At 59.3% G+C, this 26,271-nt stretch carries 22 protein-coding genes; 1 reads left to right on the top strand and 21 read right to left on the bottom strand.

What is annotated here, in order from left to right; genetic code table 11:
- Positions 1–107 precede the first annotated feature (107 nt).
- The 21 genes from eno to rpsB all read right to left on the bottom strand — a co-directional run bounded on the left by eno (position 108) and on the right by rpsB (position 25,071).
- The gene (eno, locus tag WIN67_RS05890; RefSeq protein ID WP_102878558.1) at positions 108–1,397 is read right to left on the bottom strand and encodes a phosphopyruvate hydratase; all 1,290 of its coding nucleotides are present in this window, start codon (positions 1,395–1,397) and stop codon (positions 108–110) included.
- 157 nt (positions 1,398–1,554) lie between these two features.
- A complete protein-coding gene (kdsA, locus tag WIN67_RS05885) occupies positions 1,555–2,400 on the bottom strand; it encodes a 3-deoxy-8-phosphooctulonate synthase (RefSeq protein ID WP_011059542.1) in 846 nt (281 codons plus the stop codon).
- Positions 2,401–2,405: 5 nt separating this feature from the next.
- Entirely contained in the window at positions 2,406–4,037 is a 1,632-nt protein-coding gene (locus WIN67_RS05880; protein WP_102878557.1) for a CTP synthase, read from the bottom strand.
- A gap of 274 nt (positions 4,038–4,311) precedes the next feature.
- Positions 4,312–5,628 carry a tRNA lysidine(34) synthetase TilS gene (gene tilS, locus WIN67_RS05875; protein WP_339070753.1) on the bottom strand — a complete coding sequence of 439 codons (1,317 nt, stop codon included), beginning with the start codon at positions 5,626–5,628 and terminating at the stop codon, positions 4,312–4,314.
- Positions 5,629–5,743: 115 nt separating this feature from the next.
- Positions 5,744–6,691: an acetyl-CoA carboxylase carboxyltransferase subunit alpha gene (locus tag WIN67_RS05870; RefSeq protein WP_016964689.1), complete on the bottom strand. Its 948-nt coding sequence runs from the start codon at positions 6,689–6,691 to the stop codon at positions 5,744–5,746.
- 139 nt (positions 6,692–6,830) lie between these two features.
- Positions 6,831–10,352 carry a DNA polymerase III subunit alpha gene (gene dnaE / locus WIN67_RS05865; protein WP_123393590.1) on the bottom strand — a complete coding sequence of 1,174 codons (3,522 nt, stop codon included), beginning with the start codon at positions 10,350–10,352 and terminating at the stop codon, positions 6,831–6,833.
- A gap of 69 nt (positions 10,353–10,421) precedes the next feature.
- Positions 10,422–11,054, bottom strand: a complete 633-nt coding sequence (gene rnhB, locus WIN67_RS05860) for a ribonuclease HII (RefSeq protein WP_339071684.1) — start codon at positions 11,052–11,054, stop codon at positions 10,422–10,424.
- Positions 11,055–11,065: 11 nt separating this feature from the next.
- On the bottom strand, positions 11,066–12,196 hold the full coding sequence (lpxB, locus tag WIN67_RS05855; protein WP_422394661.1) for a lipid-A-disaccharide synthase: 1,131 nt from the start codon (positions 12,194–12,196) through the stop codon (positions 11,066–11,068).
- Positions 12,197–12,198: 2 nt separating this feature from the next.
- Positions 12,199–12,975, bottom strand: coding sequence for an acyl-ACP--UDP-N-acetylglucosamine O-acyltransferase (lpxA, locus tag WIN67_RS05850; RefSeq protein ID WP_102861375.1), 777 nt, complete (start codon positions 12,973–12,975; stop codon positions 12,199–12,201).
- On the bottom strand, positions 12,972–13,412 hold the full coding sequence (fabZ, locus tag WIN67_RS05845) for a 3-hydroxyacyl-ACP dehydratase FabZ (protein ID WP_007924058.1): 441 nt from the start codon (positions 13,410–13,412) through the stop codon (positions 12,972–12,974). Before fabZ ends, lpxA begins: the two co-directional genes overlap by 4 nt.
- A 109-nt stretch (positions 13,413–13,521) precedes the next feature.
- Positions 13,522–14,577: a UDP-3-O-(3-hydroxymyristoyl)glucosamine N-acyltransferase gene (gene lpxD / locus WIN67_RS05840; protein WP_213664805.1), complete on the bottom strand. Its 1,056-nt coding sequence runs from the start codon at positions 14,575–14,577 to the stop codon at positions 13,522–13,524.
- A 3-nt stretch (positions 14,578–14,580) separates the two neighbouring features.
- A complete protein-coding gene (locus tag WIN67_RS05835; RefSeq protein WP_102861373.1) occupies positions 14,581–15,084 on the bottom strand; it encodes an OmpH family outer membrane protein in 504 nt (167 codons plus the stop codon).
- A gap of 44 nt (positions 15,085–15,128) precedes the next feature.
- On the bottom strand, positions 15,129–17,519 hold the full coding sequence (gene bamA / locus WIN67_RS05830) for an outer membrane protein assembly factor BamA (protein WP_102861372.1): 2,391 nt from the start codon (positions 17,517–17,519) through the stop codon (positions 15,129–15,131).
- A 74-nt stretch (positions 17,520–17,593) separates the two neighbouring features.
- Positions 17,594–18,946 carry a sigma E protease regulator RseP gene (gene rseP, locus WIN67_RS05825; protein ID WP_110596481.1) on the bottom strand — a complete coding sequence of 451 codons (1,353 nt, stop codon included), beginning with the start codon at positions 18,944–18,946 and terminating at the stop codon, positions 17,594–17,596.
- Between the two features lie 48 nt (positions 18,947–18,994).
- Positions 18,995–20,185: a 1-deoxy-D-xylulose-5-phosphate reductoisomerase gene (gene ispC / locus WIN67_RS05820; RefSeq protein ID WP_339070752.1), complete on the bottom strand. Its 1,191-nt coding sequence runs from the start codon at positions 20,183–20,185 to the stop codon at positions 18,995–18,997.
- Positions 20,182–20,988 carry a phosphatidate cytidylyltransferase gene (locus WIN67_RS05815; RefSeq protein ID WP_123393595.1) on the bottom strand — a complete coding sequence of 269 codons (807 nt, stop codon included), beginning with the start codon at positions 20,986–20,988 and terminating at the stop codon, positions 20,182–20,184. The genes ispC and WIN67_RS05815 overlap by 4 nt, the downstream gene beginning before the upstream one ends.
- The gene (gene uppS / locus WIN67_RS05810; RefSeq protein ID WP_339070751.1) at positions 20,988–21,743 is read right to left on the bottom strand and encodes a polyprenyl diphosphate synthase; all 756 of its coding nucleotides are present in this window, start codon (positions 21,741–21,743) and stop codon (positions 20,988–20,990) included. The genes WIN67_RS05815 and uppS overlap by 1 nt, the downstream gene beginning before the upstream one ends.
- Before the next feature lie 15 nt (positions 21,744–21,758).
- Positions 21,759–22,316, bottom strand: coding sequence for a ribosome recycling factor (gene frr, locus WIN67_RS05805; RefSeq protein ID WP_102861367.1), 558 nt, complete (start codon positions 22,314–22,316; stop codon positions 21,759–21,761).
- The gene (gene pyrH, locus WIN67_RS05800; RefSeq protein WP_011059526.1) at positions 22,313–23,056 is read right to left on the bottom strand and encodes a UMP kinase; all 744 of its coding nucleotides are present in this window, start codon (positions 23,054–23,056) and stop codon (positions 22,313–22,315) included. Before pyrH ends, frr begins: the two co-directional genes overlap by 4 nt.
- Before the next feature lie 207 nt (positions 23,057–23,263).
- Positions 23,264–24,130 (bottom strand): translation elongation factor Ts, encoded by an 867-nt coding sequence (gene tsf, locus WIN67_RS05795; protein WP_016962579.1) that lies wholly within the window; start codon positions 24,128–24,130, stop codon positions 23,264–23,266.
- A gap of 203 nt (positions 24,131–24,333) precedes the next feature.
- Positions 24,334–25,071 carry a 30S ribosomal protein S2 gene (gene rpsB / locus WIN67_RS05790; RefSeq protein ID WP_011059524.1) on the bottom strand — a complete coding sequence of 246 codons (738 nt, stop codon included), beginning with the start codon at positions 25,069–25,071 and terminating at the stop codon, positions 24,334–24,336.
- A gap of 407 nt (positions 25,072–25,478) precedes the next feature.
- On the opposite strand from rpsB, the gene map reads away from it, so the two are divergent.
- Positions 25,479–26,261, top strand: coding sequence for a type I methionyl aminopeptidase (gene map / locus WIN67_RS05785; RefSeq protein WP_102861366.1), 783 nt, complete (start codon positions 25,479–25,481; stop codon positions 26,259–26,261).
- Positions 26,262–26,271: the final 10 nt, after the last annotated feature.

Below are 26,271 nucleotides of genomic sequence, written 5' to 3'. Positions count from 1 at the left end.
AGCCTGGAAGAACCAGGCTTCGTGCTCTTAAGGCATCAGATTAGTGGCAAAAAACTCGCTGTAGCGATTTTCCCGACACAATCCGGTGTCTTTTTACCATCTACGGCTTAGCCGCGAAACTCGCTGCGACCGTTGTACTTGGCCTTGCCGTTCAATTGCTCTTCGATACGCAGCAATTGGTTGTACTTGGATACGCGGTCGGAACGGCACAGGGAGCCGGTCTTGATCTGGCCAGCCGAGGTGCCCACAGCCAGGTCGGCGATGGTCGAGTCTTCGGTTTCGCCGGAACGGTGCGAAATCACGGCGGTGTAACCGGCAGCCTTGGCCATCTGGATGGCTTCCAGGGTTTCGGTCAGGGTGCCGATCTGGTTGAACTTGATCAGGATCGAGTTGGCGATCTTCTTGTCGATGCCTTCTTTCAGGATCTTGGTGTTGGTCACGAACAGGTCGTCACCGACCAGTTGCACCTTGTCGCCGATCTTGTCGGTGAGGATCTTCCAGCCCGCCCAGTCGGACTCGTCCAGGCCGTCTTCGATGGAGATGATCGGGTAGCGCTGAGTCAGGCCTTTGAGGTACTCGGCAAAACCTTCGGCGGTGAACACCTGGCCTTCGCCGGACAGGTTGTACTTACCGTCTTCGTAGAACTCGCTGGCGGCGCAGTCCAGAGCCAGGGTCACGTCGGTGCCCAGGGTGTAACCGGCATTGGCCACGGCCTCGGAGATGACTTTCAGCGCATCTTCGTTGGAAGCCAGGTTGGGCGCAAAACCACCTTCATCGCCCACAGCGGTGTTCAGGCCACGGGCCTTCAGCACGGCTTTGAGGTGATGAAAAATCTCGGTGCCCATGCGCAGACCTTCCGAGAAGGACTTGGCGCCAACCGGCTGCACCATGAACTCCTGGATGTCGACGTTGTTATCGGCGTGCTCGCCACCGTTGATGATGTTCATCATCGGTACCGGCATCGAGTAGACGCCTGGGGTGCCGTTGAGGTTGGCGATGTGAGCGTACAGCGGCAGGTCCTGGTCCTGGGCGGCAGCCTTGGCCGCGGCCAGGGACACGGCGAGGATGGCGTTGGCACCCAGGGTGGCCTTGTTCTCGGTACCGTCGAGCTTGATCATCGCCTGATCCAGCGCTTTCTGGTCGATCGGGTCTTTACCCAGCAACAGGTCGCGGATCGGACCGTTGATGTTGGCTACCGCCTTGAGCACGCCCTTGCCCAGGTAACGGCTCTTGTCGCCATCACGCAGCTCCAGCGCTTCGCGCGAGCCGGTGGAGGCACCGGACGGCGCGCAAGCACTGCCGATGATGCCGTTGTCGAGAAGCACGTCCGCTTCGACAGTGGGGTTGCCACGGGAGTCGAGAACTTCACGACCTTTGATGTCGACGATTTTTGCCATTGTTGTAAACACTCCAAAGTTGACGAAAACGCTGAGTACCGCTCGATTTATAACTTGTGGGTCAAATTGCATTCTTGTAGGAGCCGGCTGGCTGGCGAACGGGCCCGCGAGGACACCTTCGCCGGCCAGCCGGCTCCTACAGAGGAAGTCGCCGGTTTTACGCGGTTTCTACCGTGGGGAAACTCTTGACCAGCTCGTCCAGAGCCTTGAGCTGAGCCAGGAACGGCTCAAGCTTGTCCAGGCGCAAAGCACAAGGGCCGTCGCACTTGGCGTTGTCCGGATCTGGGTGGGCTTCCAGGAACAGGCCGGCCAGGGACTGGCTCATGCCGGCCTTGGCCAAGTCGGTGACCTGAGCCCGACGACCACCCGCGGAGTCGGCGCGACCGCCCGGCATCTGCAGGGCATGGGTCACGTCGAAGAACACCGGGTATTCGAACTGCTTCATGATGCCGAAGCCGAGCATGTCCACCACCAGGTTGTTGTAACCGAAGCTGGAGCCGCGCTCGCAGAGGATCAACTGATCATTACCCGCCTCTTCGCACTTGCTCAGGATGTGTTTCATTTCCTGAGGCGCGAGAAACTGGGCCTTCTTGATGTTGATCACCGCACCGGTCTTGGCCATGGCCACCACCAGGTCGGTCTGCCGCGAGAGAAACGCCGGCAGCTGGATGATGTCGCAGACTTCGGCGACCACCGCGGCCTGGGCCGGCTCGTGGACATCGGTGATGATCGGCACGCCGAAGGCCTGCTTCACGTCTTCGAAAATCCGCATGCCCTCTTCCAGGCCAGGACCACGATAAGAAGTCACCGACGAACGGTTGGCCTTGTCGAAGCTGGCCTTGAACACGTAGGGAATACCGAGCTTCTCGGTAACCCGTACGTACTCTTCACAGACCTGCATCGCCATGTCGCGGCTTTCCAGCACGTTCATGCCGCCGAACAGCACCATCGGCTTGTCGTTGGCGATCTCGATGTTGCCTACGCGGATGATCTTCTGCGCCATCAGGTTCAAGCCTTCTTCTGGTGTTGAGCCAATGCTGCTTTGACGAAACCGCTGAACAGTGGGTGACCGTCACGTGGCGTCGAGGTGAACTCAGGGTGGAACTGGCAAGCGACGAACCATGGATGATCCGCAGCTTCGACCACTTCAACCAGCGCGCCGTCGCCCGAGCGACCAGAGATCTTCAGGCCAGCCTCGATCAGCTGTGGCAGCAGCTTGTTGTTCACTTCGTAACGGTGACGGTGACGCTCGATGATCACGTCCTTGGCGTAGCAGTCGTGGACCTTGGAGCCCGCTTCAAGCAAGCATTCCTGGGCGCCCAGACGCATGGTGCCGCCCAGATCGGACGCTTCGTTACGCACTTCGACAGCGCCCGTGGCGTCTTCCCACTCGGTGATCAGACCGACGACCGGGTGACCGCTGGTGCGATCGAATTCGGTGGAGTTGGCATCTTTCCAGCCCATGACGTTGCGGGCGAACTCGATGACCGCCACTTGCATGCCCAGGCAGATACCCAGGTACGGCACCTTGTTCTCGCGGGCGTATTGCACTGCAGTGATCTTGCCTTCCACGCCACGCAGGCCGAAACCGCCCGGGACCAGGATCGCATCAACGCCTTCCAGCAGCGCGGTGCCTTGGTTCTCGATGTCTTCGGAATCGATATAGCGCAGGTTGACCTTGGTGCGGTTGGTGATGCCGGCGTGACTCATCGCTTCGATCAGCGACTTGTAGGCGTCCAGCAGTTCCATGTACTTGCCGACCATGGCGATGGTGACTTCATGCTCAGGGTTGAGCTTGGCGTCTACCACCTTTTCCCACTCGGACAGATCGGCGCCGTTGCATTGCAGGCCGAAACGCTCGACGACGAAATCGTCCAGACCCTGGGCGTGCAGTACGGCCGGGATCTTGTAGATGGTGTCGACGTCTTCCAGGGAGATCACCGCACGCTCTTCAACGTTGGTGAACAGCGCGATCTTGCGACGCGAGGACACATCCACCGGATGGTCGGAGCGGCAGATCAGCACGTCAGGCTGCAGACCGATGGAGCGCAGTTCCTTCACCGAGTGTTGGGTCGGCTTGGTCTTGGTCTCGCCAGCGGTGGCGATGTACGGAACCAGGGTCAGGTGCATCAGCATCGCGCGCTTGGAGCCGACTTCGACCCGCAGTTGGCGGATGGCTTCGAGGAACGGTTGCGACTCGATGTCGCCCACAGTACCGCCGATTTCCACCAGGGCCACGTCGGCATCGCCGGCGCCCTTGATGATGCGACGCTTGATCTCGTCGGTGATATGCGGAATCACCTGGATGGTGGCGCCCAGATAATCACCACGGCGCTCCTTGCGCAGTACGTGCTCGTAGACACGGCCAGTGGTGAAGTTGTTGTTCTGGGTCATGGTGGTGCGGATGAACCGCTCGTAGTGGCCCAGGTCCAGGTCGGTCTCGGCGCCGTCGTGGGTGACGAACACTTCACCGTGCTGGAACGGGCTCATGGTGCCCGGGTCGACGTTGATGTACGGGTCCAGCTTGAGCATGGTGACCTTAAGCCCCCGCGCCTCCAGGATGGCCGCCAATGAAGCCGAGGCAATGCCTTTCCCCAATGAAGAAACAACACCGCCCGTGACGAATATGTAGCGCGTCATGAAAAACCCTAGAAGTCTGCGTTAAAGCGGTCAGTGCCGCCGGGGAAAGCGAAGGAAGGCCGAAGCCCCCGATCACCTGCATTAATCACAGTGCACCTTTCAAAAAAACCGCCGCGTGGTGACAGACCGGATGCAAAAACACCGGTAGGTTGCTCGCTACACATTTTTTGGAATCGCCCAGCAAAGACTGCTTGGTAATCGGCAACTCCTGCAATTCAGGCGAATCCACAGAAGTTGTATCAAGAAGGGAGCGTAGTCTACCGGAAAGCCCCTTTCAGCTCAAACCTTGATCGCTGGTCAGTGGTCGCCAATGCAATTGCCAGCCTGCCTGGGGATTTGCCGCAAGCGCCGGCAGGTTTGCCACTGCCAGCAACCGCTCATCCTGGTACAGCAGCGGCAATCTGCCACGGACGAAGCTCGGCAGTCCGGCCTCGTTGAGCAGACGCTTCAGGTCACGATTACCACGTCCGGCCACCTGCATGACTTCCCCACCCTGCCGATAACGGATGTGCAACGGGCCCTGGGGCGCCGGACCGACGAAAAACACCTGGCCATTGTTAGGCAACTGCAACGGACTGCCCGGATCCTGCCATTCGATCCCGCTTTTCACCTGCTGCAACCAGGCACCAGACAGCCACCAGATTCGCCTTCCCGCGCGATGCACTTCGCCGTCGGCCAGGCACCATCGAGGATGCCCCTGCGCGCTGGCATCCCGCAGACTCTCCCAGCCGGCCCAATGATCGGTGTCCGGCAAACGGCCACGCTTGCTCAGCCAGTAACTCAAGACGTTGCGCTGCCGAGCCGGGGATAACGACTGCAAAGGGGCAAGGGCCAGTGAAGGCAAGTCCAGCCAGGGAAAGTCGCTCTCCCCCTCGGCGGTCGCCAGATCCATCATCGCCAGTTCATCGAGCAGCCCCTGTGCTTCTCTCAGGTGGGCGGCGCTGCGACTTATGCTGGTCGCGGCCTGAGGCCAGCGAGCAATCAACGACGGCATCACCTGATGCCGCAGATAATTGCGCGAATATTGATGATCGGCATTTGAAGGGTCCTGGACCCAGCTCAGGCAATGCTCGGCGGCGTAACGTTCAAGTTCGGCACGGGACACACCAAGCAAGGGCCGCATCAGGTGCCCTGCGCCCAAAGGTCGGCTTTCCGGCATTGCCGATAGCCCCCTGACGCCAGCACCGCGCAACAGTCGAAACAACAGGGTTTCGGCCTGATCATCACGATGCTGCGCTGTCAGCAGCAACTCATTGGCTGCGGTCAAGCGCTCGAATGCCCCATAACGCGCCTCCCGGGCAGCCCCTTCGAGACTGGAACCGGCCCGCACCTGGACATGAATCACCTGCAACGGCACACCCAGGGCAGCACAGATCGCCTGACAGTGGGCCGGCCAAGCATCCGCCGCCGCTTGCAGCCCATGATGAACATGCACAGCCGTGAGCCGTGGAAGGCCATGTTGATGCGCCAGATCGACAAGGAGATGCAGCAGGACAGTGGAATCAAGTCCACCGGAGAAAGCGATGCGCCAATGAGCGGCTTCACGCCAGGGCGCCAGGCTTTTTAGGAGTTTGGCGGAGAGAGAGTTCATGAAGCTTCAAGCCCCGCAGGAGCATGTGCTCGACAAAGGACGACGCCGCAATCTGATCGATTGCGGCGCCTGGGTCGCGAGCAAGCGTACCCCTACAAGGGGGAACAGTGCTCGATCAGAGACCGTAGCTCATCAGGCGGTCATAACGACGGGCCAGCAGGGTGTCGTTATCCATTTCCTTGAGCATTGCCAGCTGCGAGCTGAGTTCGGCACGGATCGAGGCAGCCGCGGCGGCTGGATCACGATGGGCGCCACCCAGCGGCTCACTGATGACCTTGTCGACAATGCCCAGGCCTTTCAGACGCTCGGCGGTGATGCCCATGGCCTCGGCTGCATCGGCGGCCTTTTCCGAGGTTTTCCACAGGATCGAGGCGCAGCCTTCCGGCGAGATCACCGCATAAGTGGAATATTGCAGCATGTTCAACTGGTCGCAGACGCCGATGGCCAATGCGCCGCCGGAACCACCCTCACCGATCACGGTGGCGATGATCGGGGTCTTCAGGCGTGCCATGACCCGCAGGTTCCAGGCAATCGCCTCGCTCTGGTTGCGCTCTTCAGCGTCGATGCCCGGGTAGGCGCCCGGGGTGTCGATGAAGGTCAGGATCGGCATCTTGAAGCGTTCGGCCATTTCCATCAGGCGGCAGGCCTTGCGGTAGCCTTCCGGACGCGGCATGCCGAAGTTACGGCGTACCTTCTCGCGCACTTCACGGCCTTTCTGATGACCGATGATCATCACCGGCTGCTCATCCAGGCGAGCAACGCCGCCGACGATCGCGGCGTCGTCAGAGAAGTGGCGATCGCCATGCAGCTCGTCAAACTCGGTGAAGATGTGCTGGATGTAATCCAGGGTGTACGGACGACGCGGGTGCCGCGCCAGACGTGCGATCTGCCAGCTGGTGAGCTTGCCGAAGATGTCTTCGGTCAGGGTATTGCTCTTGTCCTGCAGGCGGGAAATCTCATCGCCGATATTCAGCGAATTGTCATTACCGACCAAGCGCAACTCTTCGATCTTGGCTTGCAGGTCGGCGATCGGCTGTTCGAAATCAAGAAAATTCGGGTTCATAGGCGTCCGTCTGGGCTCGACGTCCAAGGGGGCTTGGGCCGGCCGATTGTCTATTCGCGTCCTACCTTAAGGGACGGACGCGTTGAGGTCGAGATTAAAAATTCATGTGGCGATGAGGCGCAATGATGGCACCTCACCGTCAACGGTATTGGAGGAAGACGTTGTCTCGCCCGAACTGGTCACGCAGGGCTTGAATCAAGCTGTCTGCCGGGTCGATCCGCCAGTTCTCGCCAAACTGCAGCAAGGCCTTGGCGTCGTTACGGGTGTACTCCATGGTAATCGGGCACGCACCGCGGTGACGCTTGAACAAGTCCCCCAGCCAGCGTAGCTGATCGCCCTTGAGGGCATCGGTATGGACTTTCAGGCGCAGGCTTTCCGCCAGGTTGGTCCGCGCGTCTTCCATGCTCATCACCCGCTTGACCCGCAAACGCAGGCCGCCGGAGAAGTCGTCGTTGCTCACCTCGCCTTCCACCACCACCATGGCGTCGGTCTGCAACAGCGACTGGGCCGAATGGAAAGCATCGGCAAACAAGGAGGCCTCGATCCGCCCCGAACGGTCGTCGAGGGTGATGAAACCCATCTTGTCGCCCTTTTTGTTCTTCATCACCCGCAGGGCAATGATCATGCCCGCTACCGTCTGGGTATCCCGGGCCGGTTTCAGGTCAATGATGCGCTGACGGGCGAAGCGGCGGATCTCGCCTTCATACTCATCAATCGGGTGCCCGGTCAGGTACAGGCCGAGGGTATCTTTCTCGCCTTTAAGGCGCTCCTTGAGGGTCAGCTCCTTGGCCTTGCGATGGTTAGCGTAGACATCCGCGTCCTCATCGACGAACACCCCGCCAAACAGGTCGGCGTGGCCGCTGTCGTGGGTACGAGCAGTTTGCTCCGCCGCCTTGATCGCCTCTTCCATGGCTGCCAGCAGTACCGCGCGGTTCTGGTCGATGTTGGCCTGGTAGGCCTTGGGCTCGTCGAAGAAGTGCGGGCCGAGACGGTCCAGGGCACCACTGCGAATCAGACCATCCAGGGTCCGCTTGTTAATGCGCTTGAGGTCGACCCGGGCACAGAAATCGAACAGGTCCTTGAACGGCCCCTCAGCACGGGCTTCGGTGATGGCTTCCACCGGTCCCTCGCCCACCCCTTTGATCGCACCAAGGCCATAAACGATGCGACCTTCATCGTTCACCGTGAACTTGAATTCGGAAGTGTTCACGTCTGGCGCATCGAGGCGCAGTTTCATGGTCCGCACTTCCTCGATCAAGGTCACGACCTTGTCGGTGTTGTGCATATCCGCAGACAGTACCGCCGCCATGAAGGGCGCCGGGTAGTGAGCCTTGAGCCAGGCAGTCTGGTACGACACCAGGCCGTAGGCGGCGGAGTGGGATTTGTTGAAACCGTAACCGGCGAATTTTTCCACCAGGTCGAAGATGTTGCCCGCCAGGTCCGCATCGATGTTGTTGCTGGCGCAACCCTCAATGAAACCGCCACGCTGTTTGGCCATTTCCTCGGGCTTTTTCTTACCCATGGCCCGACGCAGCATGTCCGCACCACCGAGGGTGTAACCGGCCATGACCTGGGCAATCTGCATCACCTGTTCCTGATACAGGATGATGCCGTAGGTCGGCGCCAGAACCGGGCGCAGGCCATCGTACTGATAGTCGGGGTGCGGGTAGGCCAGTTCGGCGCGACCGTGCTTACGGTTGATGAAGTCATCCACCATGCCCGATTGCAGCGGCCCCGGACGGAACAGGGCCACCAGTGCAATCAAGTCTTCCAGGCAGTCGGGCTTGAGCTTCTTGATCAGCTCCTTCATGCCCCGGGATTCAAGCTGGAATACCGCAGTGGTTTCAGCTTTCTGCAACAGGCTATAGGTCGGCTTGTCGTCCAGCGGGATAAAGGCGATATCCAGCGGTTCCTCGCCGACCTTGGCGCGGTCGCGGTTAATGGTTTTCAGCGCCCAATCGATAATGGTCAGGGTCCGCAGACCGAGGAAGTCGAACTTCACCAGGCCAGCAGCCTCGACGTCATCCTTGTCGAACTGGGTCACCAGGCCGCCGCCTTCTTCGTCGCAGTAGATCGGCGAGAAGTCGGTGAGCTTGGTCGGCGCGATCACCACACCACCGGCGTGTTTACCGACGTTACGCACCACACCTTCAAGCTTGCGCGCCATCTCCCAGATTTCCGCCGCCTCTTCATCGACCTTGATGAAGTCCCGCAGGATCTCTTCCTGCTCGTAGGCTTTTTCCAGGGTCATGCCGACTTCGAAGGGGATCATCTTCGACAGACGGTCGGCCAGGCCATAGGACTTGCCTTGCACCCGCGCAACGTCGCGCACCACCGCCTTGGCCGCCATGGAACCAAAAGTGATGATCTGGCTTACCGCGTTGCGGCCGTACTTCTCGGCCACGTAATCGATCACCCGGTCGCGACCGTCCATGCAGAAGTCGACGTCGAAGTCGGGCATGGAAACCCGTTCCGGGTTAAGGAAACGTTCGAACAGCAGGTCGTATTCCAGCGGGTCGAGGTCGGTGATCTTCTGCACATAGGCCACCAGGGAACCGGCACCCGAGCCACGGCCCGGACCCACCGGCACGCCGTTGCTCTTGGCCCACTGGATAAAGTCCATAACGATCAGGAAGTAACCGGGGAATCCCATCTGGATGATGATATCCAGCTCGAAATTCAGCCGATCGACGTAGACCTGGCGCTTGGCTTCATAGTCCTCGGTGGTGTCCTTGGGCAGCAGCACGCTGAGGCGCTCGTCCAGGCCGTCGAAGGAAACCTTGCGGAAGTATTCATCGATGGTCATGCCATCAGGAATGGGGTAGTCGGGCAGGAAGTGCTTGCCCAGCTTGACTTCGATATTGCAGCGCTTGGCGATCTCGACCGTGTTTTCCAGCGCCTCGGGCAGGTCGCTGAACAGCTCGGCCATTTCCTCGGCGCTTTTCAGGTACTGCTGATCGCTGTAGTTCTTCGAACGGCGCGGATCGTCCAGGGCCCGGCCTTCGCCGATGCACACCCGGGTTTCATGAGCCTCGAAATCTTCCTGCTTGATGAAACGCACATCGTTGGTGGCCACCAGCGGCGCACCGATCTTGTCAGCCAGGGCCACGGCGGCGTGCAGTTGCTCTTCATCATTGGGCCGGTTGGTACGCTGCACTTCCAGGTAGAAACGGTCCGGGAACACCGCCATCCACTCCCGGGCCAGGGTTTCGGCGACCTCCAGGTCACCGGCGATCAGCGCCATGCCAATCTCGCCCTCCTTGGCCGCCGAGAGCATGATCAGGCCTTCTGCGGCCTCTGCCACCCACTCGCGCTCGATGATGATCTGGCCATTGCGCTGACCATCAATGAAGCCCCGGGAAATCAGCTCGGTCAGGTTGCGGTAACCCACGGCGTTCATCACCAGCAGGCTGATGCGGCTCAGGGGGTTATCCGGGTCCTTGTTCGACAGCCAGAGGTCGGCGCCGCAGATCGGCTTGATCCCCGCACCCATGCTGTTTTTGTAGAACTTGACCAGGGAACACATGTTGTTCTGGTCGGTGACCGCCACCGCAGGCATGCCCATGCCGGTGAGAGCCTTGACCAGCGGCTTGATCCGCACCAGACCGTCGACCAGGGAGTATTCAGTGTGCAGGCGCAGGTGAACGAATGAAGCCGGCATAGTGATCCTGTAATAAGCGCGAAAACAACAAGGCCCGGATTGTACCGGGCCTCGACTAAAACATCAGCCTCAGGACTGAATCTCGCCCTGCGCCTCACGGCCTTCATAAGCTTGCCGCACAGGGGCGAAGGAACGCCGGTGAATCGGCGTCGGCCCCAGGCGGGCCAGGGCCTCCAGGTGCACTGGCGTCGGATAGCCCTTGTGGCCACCGATACCGTAACCCGGGTAGATCAGCTCGAAAGCGGCCATTTCCCGGTCGCGGCTGACCTTGGCCAGAATCGACGCTGCAGCGATTGCCGGAACCTTGCTATCGCCCTTGACCACAGCTTCCGCCGGCATCGCCAGCTTCGGGCAACGGTTGCCGTCGATCATCGCCAGCTTCGGCGTCACGCTCAGGCCTTCCACCGCTCGCTGCATCGCCAGCATGGTGGCGTGGAGGATGTTCAGCTCGTCGATCTCTTCGACTTCAGCCCGAGCAATGCACCAGCTCAGGGCCTTCTCACAGATTTCATCGAACAGCTTCTCGCGACGGGCCTCAGTGAGTTTCTTCGAGTCGTTGAGGCCCAGAATCGGCCGTTGCGGATCAAGAATCACCGCAGCAGTGACAACCGCCCCGCACAAAGGGCCACGGCCAACTTCGTCGACACCGGCCACCAGGTCCTCGGCATCGGCCACCAGGGTGAAATCCAGGCCCATCTGCATCTTTGAATTACTCACAGGGTTTTGCCGATCAACCCAAGCACCGCTTGCGCGGCCTGGTTGGACGCATCACGGCGCAAGGTTCGGTGGATCTCGTCAAAGCCACGGGTCTGCTCTTCACCGCCATCGATCAGCGGCGACAGCGTCTGAGCCAGGGCCTCGGCAGTAGCGTCGTCCTGCAGCAACTCGGGCACCAGCAAACGCTGGGCCAGCAGGTTCGGCAAGGAAATATACGGACTCTTGACCATGCGCTTGAGAATCCAGAAGGTCAGCGGCGCCAGGCGATAGGCCACCACCATCGGCCGCTTGTAGAGCAAGGCTTCCAGAGTCGCGGTACCGGAGGCGATCAGCACCGCATCACAAGCGGCCAGGGCCTTGTGGGACTGACCATCGAGCAAGGTCAGCGGCAGGTCGCGACTGGCCAGCAGCTCTTCCAACTGGACCCGACGCTCCGGGCTGGCACACGGCATGATGAAGCGCACACCGGGACGCATGGCTCGCAAACGCTGGGCGGCATCGAGGAACAAGGCACCCAGGCGCCCTACTTCGCCACCACGACTGCCGGGCAGCAAGGCCACCAGCGGACCATCGGGCAAGCCCAGCTCGGCACGCGCTGCGGCGCGATCGGCTTGCAGCGGAATGGCATCGGCCAGGGAGTGGCCGACAAACTTCACCGGTACGCCCTTCTCTTCATAGAAGCGAGCCTCGAAGGGAAACAGGGTCAGCATCAGATCGCAGCCTTCGCGGATCTTCAGTACCCGCTTCTGCCGCCATGCCCAGACCGACGGACTGACGTAGTGCACCGTCTTGATCCCGGCCTGACGCAACTTGAGTTCGATATTCAGGGTGAAATCCGGGGCATCGATCCCGATGAACACATCCGGCTTTTCAGCAATCAGGGTCTGGATCAGCTTCTTGCGCCGCGCCAACAGCTCACGCAGCCGCCCAAGCACCTCCACCAACCCCATGACCGCCAAGCGCTCCATGGGAAAGTAGGAAGTGAGGCCTTCGGCCTCCATCAGCGGACCGCCGACGCCAATGAATTCAACGGCCGGGTGCTGAGCCTTGAAGGCTCGCATCAAACCGGCGCCGAGAATGTCGCCGGAGGCTTCGCCAGCCACCAGCGCAATACGCAGAGTGTTCATGATTAACGGGTGATGCCGCGAGTCGAAGACTGGATCGAGTCACGAAACACCGCGACTTCGGGGAACTGTGCAGCCGGCTCGGCCAGCTCGGCCAAGGCCTGATCCACCGTCAGCCCTTGACGATAGACCGTCTTGTAGGCACGACGCAGTGCATGGATTGCATCTTCGCTGAAGCCACGACGGCGCATGCCTTCGAAGTTCATGCTGCGGGCTTCGGCAGGGTTGCCGAACACCGTGACGAATGCCGGCACATCCTTGCCGATGGCGGTGCCCATGCCGGAGAAGCTGTGAGCGCCGATATGGCAGTACTGATGCACCAGGGTGAAACCGGAAAGAATCGCCCAGTCATCCACGTGCACATGCCCGGCCAACGCAGTGTTGTTGACCAGGATGCAGTGGTTGCCAATGACACTGTCATGGCCGATATGGGCATAGGCCATGATCAGGTTGTGATCGCCCAGTGTGGTTTCGGAACGGTCCTGGACGGTGCCACGGTGAATGGTCACGCCTTCGCGGATCACGTTGTGGTCGCCAATAACCAGGCGGGTTTCCTCGCCTTTGTACTTCAGATCAGGCGTGTCCTCACCTACCGAGGAAAACTGGTAGATGCGGTTGTGCTTACCGATCCGGGTAGGGCCCTTGAGAATCACATGGGGCCCGATCACTGTACCCTCGCCGATTTCCACACCAGCGCCGATGATCGACCACGGGCCAACCTCAACGTCGTCGGCCAGGATGGCCGTCGGATCGATGATTGCGCGAGGGTCAATCAAACTCATAGTTTGCGTTCCGCACAGATGATTTCAGCGGAGCAGACAGGCTTGCCGTCTACCGACGCCTGGCACTCGAACTTCCAGATCTGACGCTTGCAGCTGATGAACTTGGCTTCAAGAATCAGTTGGTCGCCCGGCAGTACTGGCTGACGGAAGCGCAGCTTGTCGGAACCGACGAAGTAATAAAGGGTGCCGTCGGCTGGCTTCACGTCGAGCATCTTGAAACCGAGAATGCCCGCAGCCTGAGCCATGGCCTCGATGATCAACACGCCCGGCATGATCGGATGCGCCGGGAAGTGACCATTGAAGAACGGCTCGTTGATGCTGACATTCTTGTAGGCACGAATGCACTTGCCCTCGACATCCAGGTCCACTACCCGATCCACCAACAGGAAAGGGTAACGGTGAGGCAAGTATTCGCGAATCTCGTTGATGTCCATCATTTCGGGGGGAAGCCTGTAGTAAAGAGTGGGAGCGCGCGACTAACGCACGCCCCTCTAGCAAATCAAGGAGGCAGTCTAGCGGCTGTGCACACTTGATATGGAAATGGTATCAGCCATCTGATGAAGCATTGCCGTCAGGGGTCACGTCCCCAACGCGCTTTTCCAACTGGCGCAAACGCCGCGCAAGGTCATCGAGCTGACGGATGCGTGCCGCGCTTTTGCGCCACTCGGCAGCAGGTTGCATGGCCGTACCGGAAGAGTAAGCGCCCGGCTCGGTAATCGAGTGGGTCACCATGGTCATTCCAGTGAGGAATACGTTGTCACAAATCTCGATGTGCCCTACCAGACCCACACCGCCGGCGAGCATACAGTGCTTGCCGATCTTGGTGCTGCCGGAAATTCCCACACAAGCCGCCATCGCTGTGTGATCGCCGACCTGGACGTTGTGGGCAATCTGAATCTGGTTATCCAGCTTCACACCGTTGCCGATGACGGTATCGGCCAGGGCGCCGCGGTCAATCGCCGTATTGACGCCGATTTCCACATCGTCACCGATGGTCACACCGCCAATCTGCGCGATCTTCTGCCAGATGCCTTTTTCATTGGCAAAGCCGAAACCTTCACCACCGAGCACCGCCCCCGACTGGATGACCACACGCTGACCAATGCGCACATCGTGGTACAAGGTCACCCGCGGGGCCAGCCAGCCGCCTTCGCCGATTTCGCAGCGAGCGCCGATAAAGCAGTGGGCACCGATGGTCACTCCAGCCGCAATCCGCACACCAGACTCGATCACTGCAAACGGACCAATGCTGGCCTCCGGGTGCACCAGCGCATCGGCGGCAATCACCGCTGACGGATGGATACCCGCTGGCGCCTTGGGCTTGGGATCGAACAGATGGGAAATACGGGCGTAGGACAGATAAGGATCAGCCACCACCAGTGCATCGCCGGCATAAGCCTCAGCATCAGCGGCCTTCAGCAATACCGCGCCGGCCTGGCAGTCCACCAGGTACTTGCGATATTGCGGATTTGCCAAAAAGCTCAACTGAGCTGGGCCAGCCTCCTGCAAGGTGGCTAGCCCAGTGATTTCCTTCTCCGCGTCGCCACGCAAGGTGGCGCCGAGGAACTCGGCCAATTGGCCGAGTTTTATGGTCGCGGTCATGGCTTACTTCAGCTGATTCATGCGCTCGATAACCTGGCGGGTGATGTCGTACTGAGGTTTGACATCGATCACTGCGCCACGCTCGAAAACCAGGTCGAAAGCACCTTTCTTGATGACTTCTTCAACGGCGCTGTCCAGCTTCGGCTTCAATTGCTTGAGCATTTCACGGTCAGCAACAGCCTTGGCTTCGTTCAGTTCCTTGGACTGGAACTGGAAGTCCCGAGCCTTTTGCTTGAACTCGAGCTCCAGACGCTCACGCTCGCCTTGCTGCATCTTGTCGCCACCCGCAACCAGGCGATCCTGGATGCCCTTGGCACTGCTTTCCAGAGTCTTCAGCTTGGTCAGTTGCGGGCCGAATTTCTTCTCGGCATCCACTGCGTACTTCTTGGCTGCGTCTGATTCCAGCAGAGCCATCTGATAGTTCAGAACAGCGATTTTCATTTCGGCAAACGCCGGGCTCGCGACCAGTACGGAGGCCAGGAGAACCAATTGAGTCAACTTACGCACGATGCACTCCTACAAAATCCATTGTCGTTATCTTGGGTAGACTATTAGAAAGTCTGACCGAGAGAGAATTGGAACACCTGAGTTTCAGCGTCATCCGGTTTCTTGATCGGCATCGCCAGGGCAAAGCTCAATGGCCCCAAAGCAGTGACCCAAGTCACACCAACACCCACCGAACTGGCCAGATTGCTCAAGCTGATATCGTTGCACTGCGTTTTCACATTCGACGCCGCAATGGTGTTGGACGTGCTTTCACAGCGAGAGTTGAAGACGTTACCCACATCCCAGAACAACGAAGTGCGCAGGGAACGCTGATCTTTGACGAACGGCAGCGGGAACAGCAACTCGGCACCGCCCTGGATCAATACGTTACCGCCGAATGGCAGTGGATCCTGGTCTGGGTCGGCAGCTGTACCGGCGTTACCGGTTACACCAGCACCACGACTCGGAGTACTGCGCGGACCCAGGGTACTGTCCTTGAAGCCACGTACCGAGTTGAAACCACCAGCATAGTAGTTCTCGTAGAACGGCAAGCCCTTGGTATCACCAAAGCCGTCGCCATAACCCAGTTCGGTATGGAAGCGCATGGTGTAGTTCTCACTCAGCGGAGTGAACAACTGACCACGGTAGTCGAGCTTGAAGAACGACAGGTCGCTACCTGGAGTAGTGGTTTCCAGAACCAGGCTTTGCGAATGGCCGCGAGTGGCCAGCACACCTTTGTTCAGGGTCGACTCGGACCAGCCGGCCGACGCCTTGAAGTTGAGGTAGCTGTCGCCCTGTTTATTCACGAAGTCGAAGATTTCGTCGACGGTGTACAGGCCGGTCTTGATCTTGTCCTGCTGCGCGGTCAGGCCGAAGGTCAGACGCGAAGTCTCACTGATCGGGTAGCCCACGCTGACGCCGGCACCGAGGCTGTCCACCGCATAGCTGGCCACGTCGACGTCGAGGTCTTTGTAGTCAGTGGTGCGATAGAAAGCGTTGTAACCCAGGCTCACGCCGTCGGCGGTCCAGTAGGGGTCAACGTAGCCGAAGTTGTAGCGGCTCTGGTATTCGCTGCGGGTCAGACCGATGCTGACCTTGTTACCGGTGCCCAGGAAGTTGTTCTGGGTAATGGAACCACCGAGGATCAGACCAGCGCTCTGGGCGAAACCGACGCTGGCGGTGATCGAACCGGATGCTTGCTCTTCAACCGCGTAGTTCACGTCAACCTGGTCATCAACACCCGGTACAGCCGGTGTCTCGACGTTGACTTCCTTGAAGAAGCCCAGGCGCTCAAGACGGGTCTTGGACTGGTCGATCAGGTAGGTCGAAGCCCAGCCGCCTTCCATCTGACGCATTTCGCGACGCAGCACTTCGTCCTCGGACTTGGTGTTGCCACGGAAGTTGATACGGTTGACGTAGGCACGTTTACCCGGGTCTACCACGAAGGTGATGTCCACGGTGTGGTCTTCATCATGAGGCTGAGGCACGCCGTTGACGTTGGCGAAGGTGTAGCCCTCGTTACCCAGACGGCGGGTAATCAATTCGGACGTGGTGGTCATCAGCTTGCGCGAGAACACCTGGCCCTTCTCCACCAGCAACAGTGCCTTGACCTGATCTTCAGGTACTTTCAGGTCGCCGCTGAGCTTCACGTCACGAACGCTGTACTTCTCGCCTTCGTTGACGTTGACGGTAATGTAGACGTGCTTTTTGTCCGGGGTGATGGACACCTGGGTCGAAGCAATATCCATATTGATATAGCCACGGTCCAGATAGTAGGAACGCAGACGCTCCAGGTCACCGGAGAGCTTTTCACGGGCGTACTTGTCGTCGTTCTTGAAGAACGACAGCCAGTTGGTGGTCTTGAGCTCGAACAGGCCGATCAGGTCTTCGTCTGGAAAGACAGTGTTGCCCACCACGTTGATGTGCTGGATGGCTGCGACCGTGCCTTCGTTGATATTAACCTTCAGGCCGACACGGTTGCGTGGCTGCGGAACCACTTCAGTCTCAACGGTGGCCGAGTAACGGCCCTGAGCGACATATTGGCGCTGCAACTCGTTACGAACGCCTTCGAGTGTCGCACGCTGGAAGATCTCACCTTCGGCCAGACCGGACTGTTTCAGGCCCTTCATCAAGTCTTCGGTGGAGATCGCCTTGTTGCCTTCGATCTCGATACTGGCAACCGACGGCCGCTCGACTACCGTAATGACCAGGACGTTGCCATCGCGGCCCAGTTGGATGTCTTGAAAGAAACCGGTTTTGAACAGCGCACGAGTGGATTCCACCAGGCGACGGTCGTCCGCCTGCTCGCCGACGTTCAACGGCAAGGCACCAAAGACGCTACCCGCGGAAACGCGCTGAAGGCCGTTGACGCGGATATCGGAGATAGTGAAGGACTCGGCGTGAACTTCGGCGATCATCAATACGGTGAGAACCGCAGTTAGCAGCAGACGTTTCATGAAGTCCTTTCTTATTCCAACTGGCAATAAACAAACTGCCGCAAAATGCGGCAGATTCGCAATTCAGCGAAGCGTTACAGACGACCCAGATCGTTGACCAGAGCAAGCAGCATGACTCCGACCACCAAGCTGATACCGATCTGTATCCCCCAACCTTGCACCCGATCCGACAAGGGACGACCACGCGCCCACTCGATCAGATAAAACAACAAATGCCCCCCATCCAATACCGGGATGGGCAACAAATTCAGAACACCCAGGCTAATACTCAGATAAGCAAGGAAATTCAAGAAATCAGCAATGCCCGACTGGGCAGAAGCGCCCGCCACTTTAGCAATGGTTATCGGTCCACTCAAGTTTTTTACCGAGAGCTCGCCGAACAACATTTTCTTCAGTGATTCGAGGGTCAGGACACTCATGGTCCAGGTCCGTCGAGCCCCTTCGCCAATCGCCTCCAGCGGGCCATAACTGACCTCGCGAAGCATCTCCGCAGGCCAGTCGACAGCTTTCACCCCAGCCCCCAGGTAGCCATTGGGCGCTTTGTTTTCGCCACGGCTGGCCAAGGTCACGGGGACGTCGATTTGAGCACCATCGCGCTCGACTTGCAGCACAATTTTCGTATCAGGGTGCACACGGACCCAATCAACCACCTGCTGCCAGTCACTGAGCGATTGCCCATCGAGCGCCAGCAGACGGTCGCCGGTTTTCAGGCCGGCAGCCTGGGCCGGGCCTTTCGGATCGAGTTCAGCCAGCACGGGGGGCAATGCCGGGCGCCATGGGCGAATCCCCAGGGAGCGGATCGGGTCCGGCTCGTCGGCGCCCTTGAGCCATTTGTCCAGCACCAACTGGCGAGAGGAGTCAACCGTCGCACCCTGCTCGCGCACCTGCACCTGCAGCGTTCCACTTTCACCCAGACGGCGCACCAGTTGCAGATTCACCGCCGCCCAACCGGAAGTTGGCTCACCATCGATGGCAACGATTTCCTCGCCTGCACCGAGACCGGCCTTGGCGGCTATGCTCCCCGCCTCCACGCCACCGATGACCGGTCGCACCTGCTGACTGCCCAGCATCGCCAGGGCCCAGAAGAACACCAGGGCGAGTAGGAAGTTGGCGATCGGGCCGGCGGCAACAATGGCGATACGCTGGCGTACGGACTTGCGATTGAAGGACTGGTCGAGCTCATCGGGGGCCACTTCGCCTTCACGCTCGTCGAGCATCTTCACGTAGCCACCCAGGGGAATGGCGGCGATCACAAACTCGGTACCGCGACGATCATGCCAGCGCAGCAACGGCATACCAAAGCCCACGGAGAAACGCAGCACCTTGACGCCACAGCGACGCGCGACCCAGAAGTGACCGAATTCATGGAAGGTGACCAGCACACCCAGGGCTACCAGGGTGCCGACAATCATATAGAGCGCGCTCATCTACTTTCTCCGCAATCCTATTCGCCGCCACTCGCCCGGTCGCAAATCCTATCGCCCGTTACGCTGCAACCATTGTTCTGCCAGGCTTCGGGCCTTGGCATCCGCCGCAAACACTGCATCGAGCTCATTGACTGCAACTACAGACTCAAGGACCAAAACTTCTTCGATGATACTCGCGATCTCCGGGTAACGGATGCGCCGATCAAGAAAGGCCGAAACAGCCACCTCATTGGCCGCATTGAGCATCGCCGGAGCGCTGCCCCCCGCCTCGGCAGCTTGACGCGCCAGACGCAGGCAAGGGAACCGCTGCTCGTCGGGTGCCTGGAAGTCCAGACGGGCGATCGCGAACAGATCCAACGGGGCTACACCGGAGTCGATACGCTCCGGCCAGGCCAGGGCGTTGGCGATAGGCGTGCGCATATCCGGATTGCCCAACTGGGCAAGCACCGAGCCGTCGACATAATCCACCAGGGAATGGATCACGCTCTGCGGATGCACCACCACCTCGACCTGGGAAGGCTTGGCATCGAACAGCCAGCAGGCCTCGATCAACTCCAACCCCTTGTTCATCATGCTCGCCGAATCCACGGAGATCTTGCGCCCCATGGACCAGTTCGGATGGGCACAGGCCTGTTCCGGCGAAACATGTTCGAGCTCGGCCAGAGGCGTCTGACGGAATGGACCGCCCGAAGCGGTCAACAGAATCCGTCGCACCCCGACCTGACTCAAGCCCCGAGAAAAATCCCCAGGCATGCATTGGAAAATCGCGTTGTGCTCACTGTCGATAGGCAGCAGCACCGAGCCACTCTTGCCTACCGCCTGCATGAACAGTGCGCCGGACATCACCAGCGCTTCTTTATTGGCCAGGAGGATCTTTTTGCCGGCCTCCACCGCCGCGAGGGTCGGACGCAGGCCCGCCGCCCCGACAATAGCCGCCATCACCGCATCGACTTCAGGCGCCGAGGCGACTTCACACAACCCCTGCTCCCCCACCAGCACCCGAGTCGACAGGCCAGCGGCTCGCAGATCGTCCTGCAAAGTCCTCGCCGCAGCGACCTCAGGCACCACGGCAAAACGCGGCACATGGCGTACGCACAACGCCAGCAACTCGGCCAGACGACTGAACCCGCTAAGGGCAAACACCTGATAGCGATCCGGATGACGAGCAATCACATCCAGCGTACTCAGGCCAATGGAGCCCGTAGCCCCCAGAACCGTGATCTGTTGCACACGACTCACAGTGCAGCCATCCACAGCAGCACCGCAAACACTGGAATCGCTGCCGTCAGACTGTCGATCCGATCAAGCACACCGCCGTGCCCCGGCAACAGATTACTGCTGTCCTTGATGCCGGACTGACGCTTGAACATGCTCTCGGTCAGGTCACCGACCACCGAAATGAAGACCACAATGGCCGCACCCAACAGCCCCAACAGGATCTGTCCGAAGGACCAATCACGCACCAGCCCAACCACTGCAGTGATCACCAGGCTCAACGCCAGGCCGCCATAGACGCCCTCCCAGCTCTTGCCAGGACTCACCTGTGGCGCCAACTTGCGCTTGCCGAAGGCCTTGCCGGAGAAGTAGGCACCGATATCTGCCCCCCAAACCAGCACCATTACCGCCATGATCAACCAATTGCCCAGTGGCAACTGCTTGATGAACACCAAGCCCTGCCAGGCCGGCAACAGGATCAATAGACCGATCAGCAGCTTGGGGGCCGCCCCGGACCATTGCTCACTGGTGCGCGGATAGGTCAGCACCAGGAAAGTCGCCAACCCCCACCACAACACCGCAGCACCCAGCACCCAAGGCGCAACACCCGGGACCAGATGCATCAAGAACAGCAGCGCCGCCACTACCAGCGCGTAAGCCACCCGAGCCGGCTGCGCCTCGAAACCCGCCAGACGCGCCCACTCCCAGGCCCCCAGGCTCACCACCACACCGATGAACAGGGCAAACCCTGAACCTTCGAGCAGGAAAAACCCGCACAAGGCGATCGGCAGCAGGATCAGCGCAGTAATGATTCGTTGTTTAAGCATTAAACCCGGGCTCCAGCCTCGACCTGCTCGCTCGTTTTACCGAAGCGCCGCTGTCGAGATGCGTAATCGGCCAGCGCGTTGCGCATGGCTTCGTGTTTGAAGTCCGGCCAGAACAGGTCGGAGAAATACAGCTCGGCATAGGCCAGCTGCCACAGCAGGAAATTACTGATGCGATGCTCACCACCGGTGCGGATGCAGAGGTCAGGCAACGGCAAGTCGCCGGTTGCCAGACAGGTCTGCAACAGGCCCGGAGTGATGTCCTGGGGTCGCAGATGGCCGGCCTGAACTTCACGCGCCAGGCGCTGGGCAGCCTGGGCAATATCCCATTGACCGCCGTAGTTGGCAGCAATCTGCAGAATGAAACGATCACTGCCCGCGGTAATCGCTTCCGCCTCGCGCATCGCCGCCTGCAACTCGGGATGGAAACGCGAACGGTCGCCAATGATCCGCAGACTGATGTTGTTCTCGTTAAGACGCTTGGCCTCACGCCGCAGCGCCTTGAAGAACAGATCCATCAAGGCACTGACTTCGTCGGCCGGGCGCTGCCAGTTTTCACTGGAAAAGGCAAACAGGGTCAGGACTTCAACCTTGGCCTCAGCGCACACTTCGATCACTGCACGTACCGCGTCAACGCCCGCTTTATGCCCGGCAACACCCGGCATAAAGCGTTTTTTTGCCCAGCGGTTATTACCGTCCATGATGATCGCCACATGGCGCGGCACCGAGGACAACACGGACTGCTTGGTCTTTTCCATGAAAACGCCTGACCCTTATACGGCCATCAAGTCCTTTTCTTTTTCCTCAGTCGCCTTGGCGATCTGAGCTTCAAAGTCCTTGATCAACTTGTCGATTTCGGCGCTGCCACGACGCTCTTCGTCTTCGCTGATTTCCTTGTCCTTGGTCAGCTTCTTCAACTCGCCCAAGGCATCGCGGCGAATGTTGCGCACAGCAACCCGCGCATCCTCGGCGGCGGCACGCGCCTGCTTGGTGAAGCCCTTGCGGGTTTCCTCGGTCAGCGGCGCCATCTTGATCAGCAGCAGCTCGCCCAGGTTGGTCGGATTGAGGTTAAGACCGGCACTGCCAATGGCCTTGTCGATGGCTCCGAGCATGTTGCGCTCGAACGGCACGACCTGCAGGGTCTGGGAGTCCTTCACGGTCACGTTGGCAACGCCGCTCAACGGCGTGTCGGTACCGTAGTAAGGCACCATCACGCTGCCCAGAATGCTGGGGTGCGCCTTGCCGGTGCGGATCTGGCCGAATGCATGCGCCAGAGACTCCAGGGTTTTCTTCATGCGCTCTTGAGCGTCTTTCTTGATTTCGTTGATCATTGCTCGCCTTCCTCGATCAGGGTTCCTTCAGCGCCACCATGCACGATATTCAGCAGGGCGCCGGGCTTGTTCATGTTGAATACCCGCAGCGGCATCTTGTGGTCGCGGCACAGGCAAATGGCCGTCAGGTCCATCACTCCCAGCTTGCGATCCAGCACTTCATCGTAAGTCAGATGATCGAACTTCTCGGCATGCGGGTCTTTGAACGGGTCTGCAGTGTAAACACCGTCGACCTTGGTTGCCTTGAGCACGACATCGGCATCGATCTCGATGGCGCGCAGACAGGCTGCGGAGTCGGTAGTGAAGAACGGGTTGCCGGTACCGGCCGCGAAAATCACCACTTCTTTGGAGTTCAGGTGGCGCATGGCCTTGCGACGATCATAGTGATCGGTCACACCCACCATGGAAATAGCGGACATCACGATGGCCGAGATATTCGCACGTTCCAGCGCGTCGCGCATGGCCAGGGCGTTCATCACAGTGGCCAGCATGCCCATGTGGTCGCCTGTGACCCGATCCATCCCGGCAGCGCTCAATGCGGCGCCACGGAACAGGTTGCCACCACCGATCACCAAACCTACCTGGACACCGATGCCAACCAGTTGGCCGACTTCCAGCGCCATGCGGTCCAGCACCTTGGGGTCGATCCCGAACTCTTCCGAGCCCATCAGGGCCTCGCCGCTAAGCTTGAGTAGAATGCGTTTATAGCGAGCTTGATAACCACTGCCCTGCTGAGCCATTGCGAATCTCTCCTGCGGCGTATTTAAAAATTCTTTGCGGGCTGTTTGCAGCCTGCGTTCACTCTAGCTTGACGCTGTCACAGCGCCATCAGAACACGACTTTGTAAACCGGTTCCGAGGTAAAGCAACAAAATTGCCCTGCCCATTTGAAAAGAGGCTGCGCGCGTGAGCGGGCAGCCTCTTCTGGGCGACAGTTGAAAAACCGTCTTACTGTTGCTTGGCAGCAGCCAGTTGTGCAGCAACTTCTTCAGCGAAGTTGTCTTCTTTCTTCTCGATGCCTTCACCTACTGCGAAACGGGTGAAGGAAACGATTTCAGCGCCGCCTTTCTTGGCCAGAGCACCTACGGTGACTTCTGGATCCTTGACGAAAGCTTGCTCAACCAGGCTGGCTTCAGCCAGGAACTTGCTGATACGGCCAGCGATCATTTTCTCGACGATTTCGGCTGGCTTGCCTTTCATCTTGTCTTCGTTCAGCTGCAGGAACACAGCTTTTTCGCGCTCGATGGCTTCGGCAGAAACCTGCGAAGGCAGCAGGAACTCAGGGTTGCTTGCCGCTACGTGCATGGCGATGTCTTTGGCCAGCTCAACGGAGCCGCCCTTCAGGACAACCGCAACACCGATCTTGTTACCGTGCAGGTAAGTACCGACCACGTCACCTTCAACGCGAGCCAGACGACGGATGTTGACGTTCTCACCGGTCTTGCCCACCAGGATCAGACGGTCAGCTTCTTGAGCTTCGATCAGCGGAGCGGCGTCGGTCAGTTTGTCAGCGAACGCTTTTTCAACGCTGGCAGCAACGAATGCCTTGAAGTCGTCCTGCAGAGCCAGGAAGTCGGTCTGCGAGTTCACTTCCAGCAGGACAGCGGCTTTACCGTCGTCCTTGATGGCGATAGCGCCTTCAGCAGCCACGTTGCCTGCTTTCTTGGCAGCCTTGATGGCGCCGGAAGCACGCATGTCATCAATGGCTTTCTCGATGTCGCCGCCAGCCTTGGTCAAGGCCTTTTTGCAATCCATCATGCCTTCGCCGGTACGCTCGCGCAGTTCTTTGACCAACGCTGCAGTAATCTCTGCCATTTTCAAAATCCTCTTGGATAGGTTTTCAACCATTCCACCCGACCGAACGGGCGTTCAATTCTTGGGCGCTGCCCCGAATTCACTTCATAACAGCCCCGCATTACAGAAACTGTCGGGGCGCAACGACGAAATGATTTTCGAGTTGGCAAAAAGGGGGCCAAGCCCCCTTTTTGCGTACTGAGTAAACGCTAAGCGTCAGTTACTCAGGCTTCAGCCGCCGGTGCTGCAGCTTCTTCGAACACTTCGGTGCCGCCAGCAACGTTGTTGCGACCACGGATCACAGCGTCAGCCATCGAACCCATGTACAGCTGGATGGCGCGAATGGCGTCATCGTTGCCTGGGATGATGTAGTCAACGCCTTCCGGGCTGCTGTTGGTATCGACAACGCCGATGACCGGGATGCCCAGCTTGTTGGCTTCGGTGATCGCGATGCGCTCGTGATCAACGTCGATCACGAACAGTGCGTCAGGCAGGCCGCCCATGTCCTTGATACCACCCAGGGAACGATCCAGCTTTTCCAGGTCGCGAGTGCGCATCAGCGCCTCTTTCTTGGTCAGCTTGGCGAAGGTGCCGTCTTCTGCTTGCACTTCAAGGTCACGCAGACGCTTGATGGAAGCACGGATGGTTTTGTAGTTGGTCAGCATGCCGCCCAACCAGCGGTGATCGACGTACGGCGAACCGCAACGTGCTGCTTCTTCAGCAACGATCTTGCCAGCGGAACGCTTGGTGCCGACGAACAGAATCTTGTTTTTGCCCTGGGCCAGACGCTCTACGAAAGTCAGAGCTTCGTTGAACATTGGCAGGGTTTTTTCAAGGTTGATGATGTGAATCTTGTTACGCGCACCAAAAATGTACTTACCCATTTTCGGGTTCCAGTAACGGGTTTGGTGACCGAAGTGCACACCGGCCTTCAGCATATCGCGCATGTTGACTTGGGACATGATAGTTCCTTAATAAGTCGGGTTAGGCCTCCACGTATCCCAATGACCAACCAACAGCATGTGCTGAGGGCACCCAGGTCATCGTGTCGACACGTGTGTGGGTTTGAGCTTTTCGGGGCATCCCCGGAAAGCGGCGCATTTTATACCACAGCAAGGGCCAAAACGGAACCCGGATTCACATCCGTCGATCCTTGCAGTTTTCGCCCTGACCTTGGAATCAACCCAGAATGCACCATTGTATGGAGACAAGCGCCAGCAGAACCTCAGATTTACGCTGAGCCTCTGTTAGAATCGCACCTTTGCGGCTTCCGAAAACCTCACCGGTTCCATCCCGGTTCCAGCCTTGCAGGGGCAGGTTTTCAAGCCATTCCGTGTATATCGCGCCATTGAGCGTCAAGAGAGCCTGTATGACCGTCACCCTCAAAACTCCCGAGGACATCGCCAAAATGCGTGTCGCCGGCAAACTGGCCGCCGAAGTCCTGGAAATGATTGCCGAGCATGTCAAACCCGGTGTCACCACCGAAGAACTGGACCGCATCTGCCATGACTACATCGTCAACGTGCAGGGCGCTATCCCGGCCCCGCTGAACTACAAGGGTTTCCCCAAGTCCATCTGCACCTCGATCAATCACGTGGTGTGCCACGGCATTCCCAACGAGAAGCCCCTGAAGGACGGCGACACCCTGAACATTGACGTCACCGTCATCAAGGACGGCTACCACGGCGACACCAGCCGCATGTTCCACGTCGGCACCGTGCCGGTCTGGGCCGAGCGCCTGTCGCAGATCACCCAGGAATGCATGTACAAGGCCATCGAACTGGTCAAGCCGGGCTGCCGCCTGGGCGACATCGGCGAAGTGATCCAGAAGCACGCGGAAAAGAACGGCTTCTCGGTGGTTCGCGAGTTCTGTGGTCACGGCATCGGCAAGGTGTTCCACGAAGAGCCGCAGATCCTGCACTACGGCCGCGCCGGCACCGGCATGGAACTCAAGGCCGGCATGACCTTCACCATCGAGCCGATGATCAACCAGGGCAAGGCCGACACTAAGGTACTGGGCGACGGTTGGACCGCCATCACCAAGGACCGCAAGCTCTCGGCACAGTGGGAACACACCCTGCTGGTGACCGAAACCGGCTACGAGATCTTTACCCTGCGCAGCGATGACACCATCCCCCGGGTATCTGCCTGATCCACAACGC

It is taken from the genome of Pseudomonas idahonensis (assembly GCF_037903935.1).
GTDB classification, from domain to species: Bacteria; Pseudomonadota; Gammaproteobacteria; order Pseudomonadales; family Pseudomonadaceae; genus Aquipseudomonas; species Aquipseudomonas danubii.
This window is presented reverse-complemented; position numbering and strand designations above follow the sequence as displayed.

Bases quoted from the DNA above. Each gene is read 5' to 3' on its own strand.
- lpxA (WP_102861375.1), bottom strand. From the start codon at position 12,975: ATGAGTTTGATTGACCCTCGCGCAATCATCGATCCGACGGCCATCCTG.
- eno (WP_102878558.1), bottom strand. From the start codon at position 1,397: ATGGCAAAAATCGTCGACATCAAAGGTCGTGAAGTTCTCGACTCCCGT.
- bamA (WP_102861372.1), bottom strand. From the start codon at position 17,519: ATGAAACGTCTGCTGCTAACTGCGGTTCTCACCGTATTGATGATCGCC.
- rnhB (WP_339071684.1), bottom strand. From the start codon at position 11,054: ATGCAGATGGGCCTGGATTTCACCCTGGTGGCCGATGCCGAGGACCTG.
- map (WP_102861366.1), top strand. From the start codon at position 25,479: ATGACCGTCACCCTCAAAACTCCCGAGGACATCGCCAAAATGCGTGTC.
- rpsB (WP_011059524.1), bottom strand. From the start codon at position 25,071: ATGTCCCAAGTCAACATGCGCGATATGCTGAAGGCCGGTGTGCACTTC.
- WIN67_RS05880 (WP_102878557.1), bottom strand. From the start codon at position 4,037: ATGACGCGCTACATATTCGTCACGGGCGGTGTTGTTTCTTCATTGGGG.
- WIN67_RS05870 (WP_016964689.1), bottom strand. From the start codon at position 6,691: ATGAACCCGAATTTTCTTGATTTCGAACAGCCGATCGCCGACCTGCAA.
- fabZ (WP_007924058.1), bottom strand. From the start codon at position 13,412: ATGATGGACATCAACGAGATTCGCGAATACTTGCCTCACCGTTACCCT.
- pyrH (WP_011059526.1), bottom strand. From the start codon at position 23,056: ATGGCTCAGCAGGGCAGTGGTTATCAAGCTCGCTATAAACGCATTCTA.
- uppS (WP_339070751.1), bottom strand. From the start codon at position 21,743: ATGGAAAAGACCAAGCAGTCCGTGTTGTCCTCGGTGCCGCGCCATGTG.
- lpxD (WP_213664805.1), bottom strand. From the start codon at position 14,577: ATGACCGCGACCATAAAACTCGGCCAATTGGCCGAGTTCCTCGGCGCC.
- frr (WP_102861367.1), bottom strand. From the start codon at position 22,316: ATGATCAACGAAATCAAGAAAGACGCTCAAGAGCGCATGAAGAAAACC.
- dnaE (WP_123393590.1), bottom strand. From the start codon at position 10,352: ATGCCGGCTTCATTCGTTCACCTGCGCCTGCACACTGAATACTCCCTG.
- tilS (WP_339070753.1), bottom strand. From the start codon at position 5,628: ATGAACTCTCTCTCCGCCAAACTCCTAAAAAGCCTGGCGCCCTGGCGT.
- lpxB (WP_422394661.1), bottom strand. From the start codon at position 12,196: ATGAACACTCTGCGTATTGCGCTGGTGGCTGGCGAAGCCTCCGGCGAC.
- tsf (WP_016962579.1), bottom strand. From the start codon at position 24,130: ATGGCAGAGATTACTGCAGCGTTGGTCAAAGAACTGCGCGAGCGTACC.
- WIN67_RS05815 (WP_123393595.1), bottom strand. From the start codon at position 20,988: ATGCTTAAACAACGAATCATTACTGCGCTGATCCTGCTGCCGATCGCC.
- rseP (WP_110596481.1), bottom strand. From the start codon at position 18,946: ATGAGCGCGCTCTATATGATTGTCGGCACCCTGGTAGCCCTGGGTGTG.
- kdsA (WP_011059542.1), bottom strand. From the start codon at position 2,400: ATGGCGCAGAAGATCATCCGCGTAGGCAACATCGAGATCGCCAACGAC.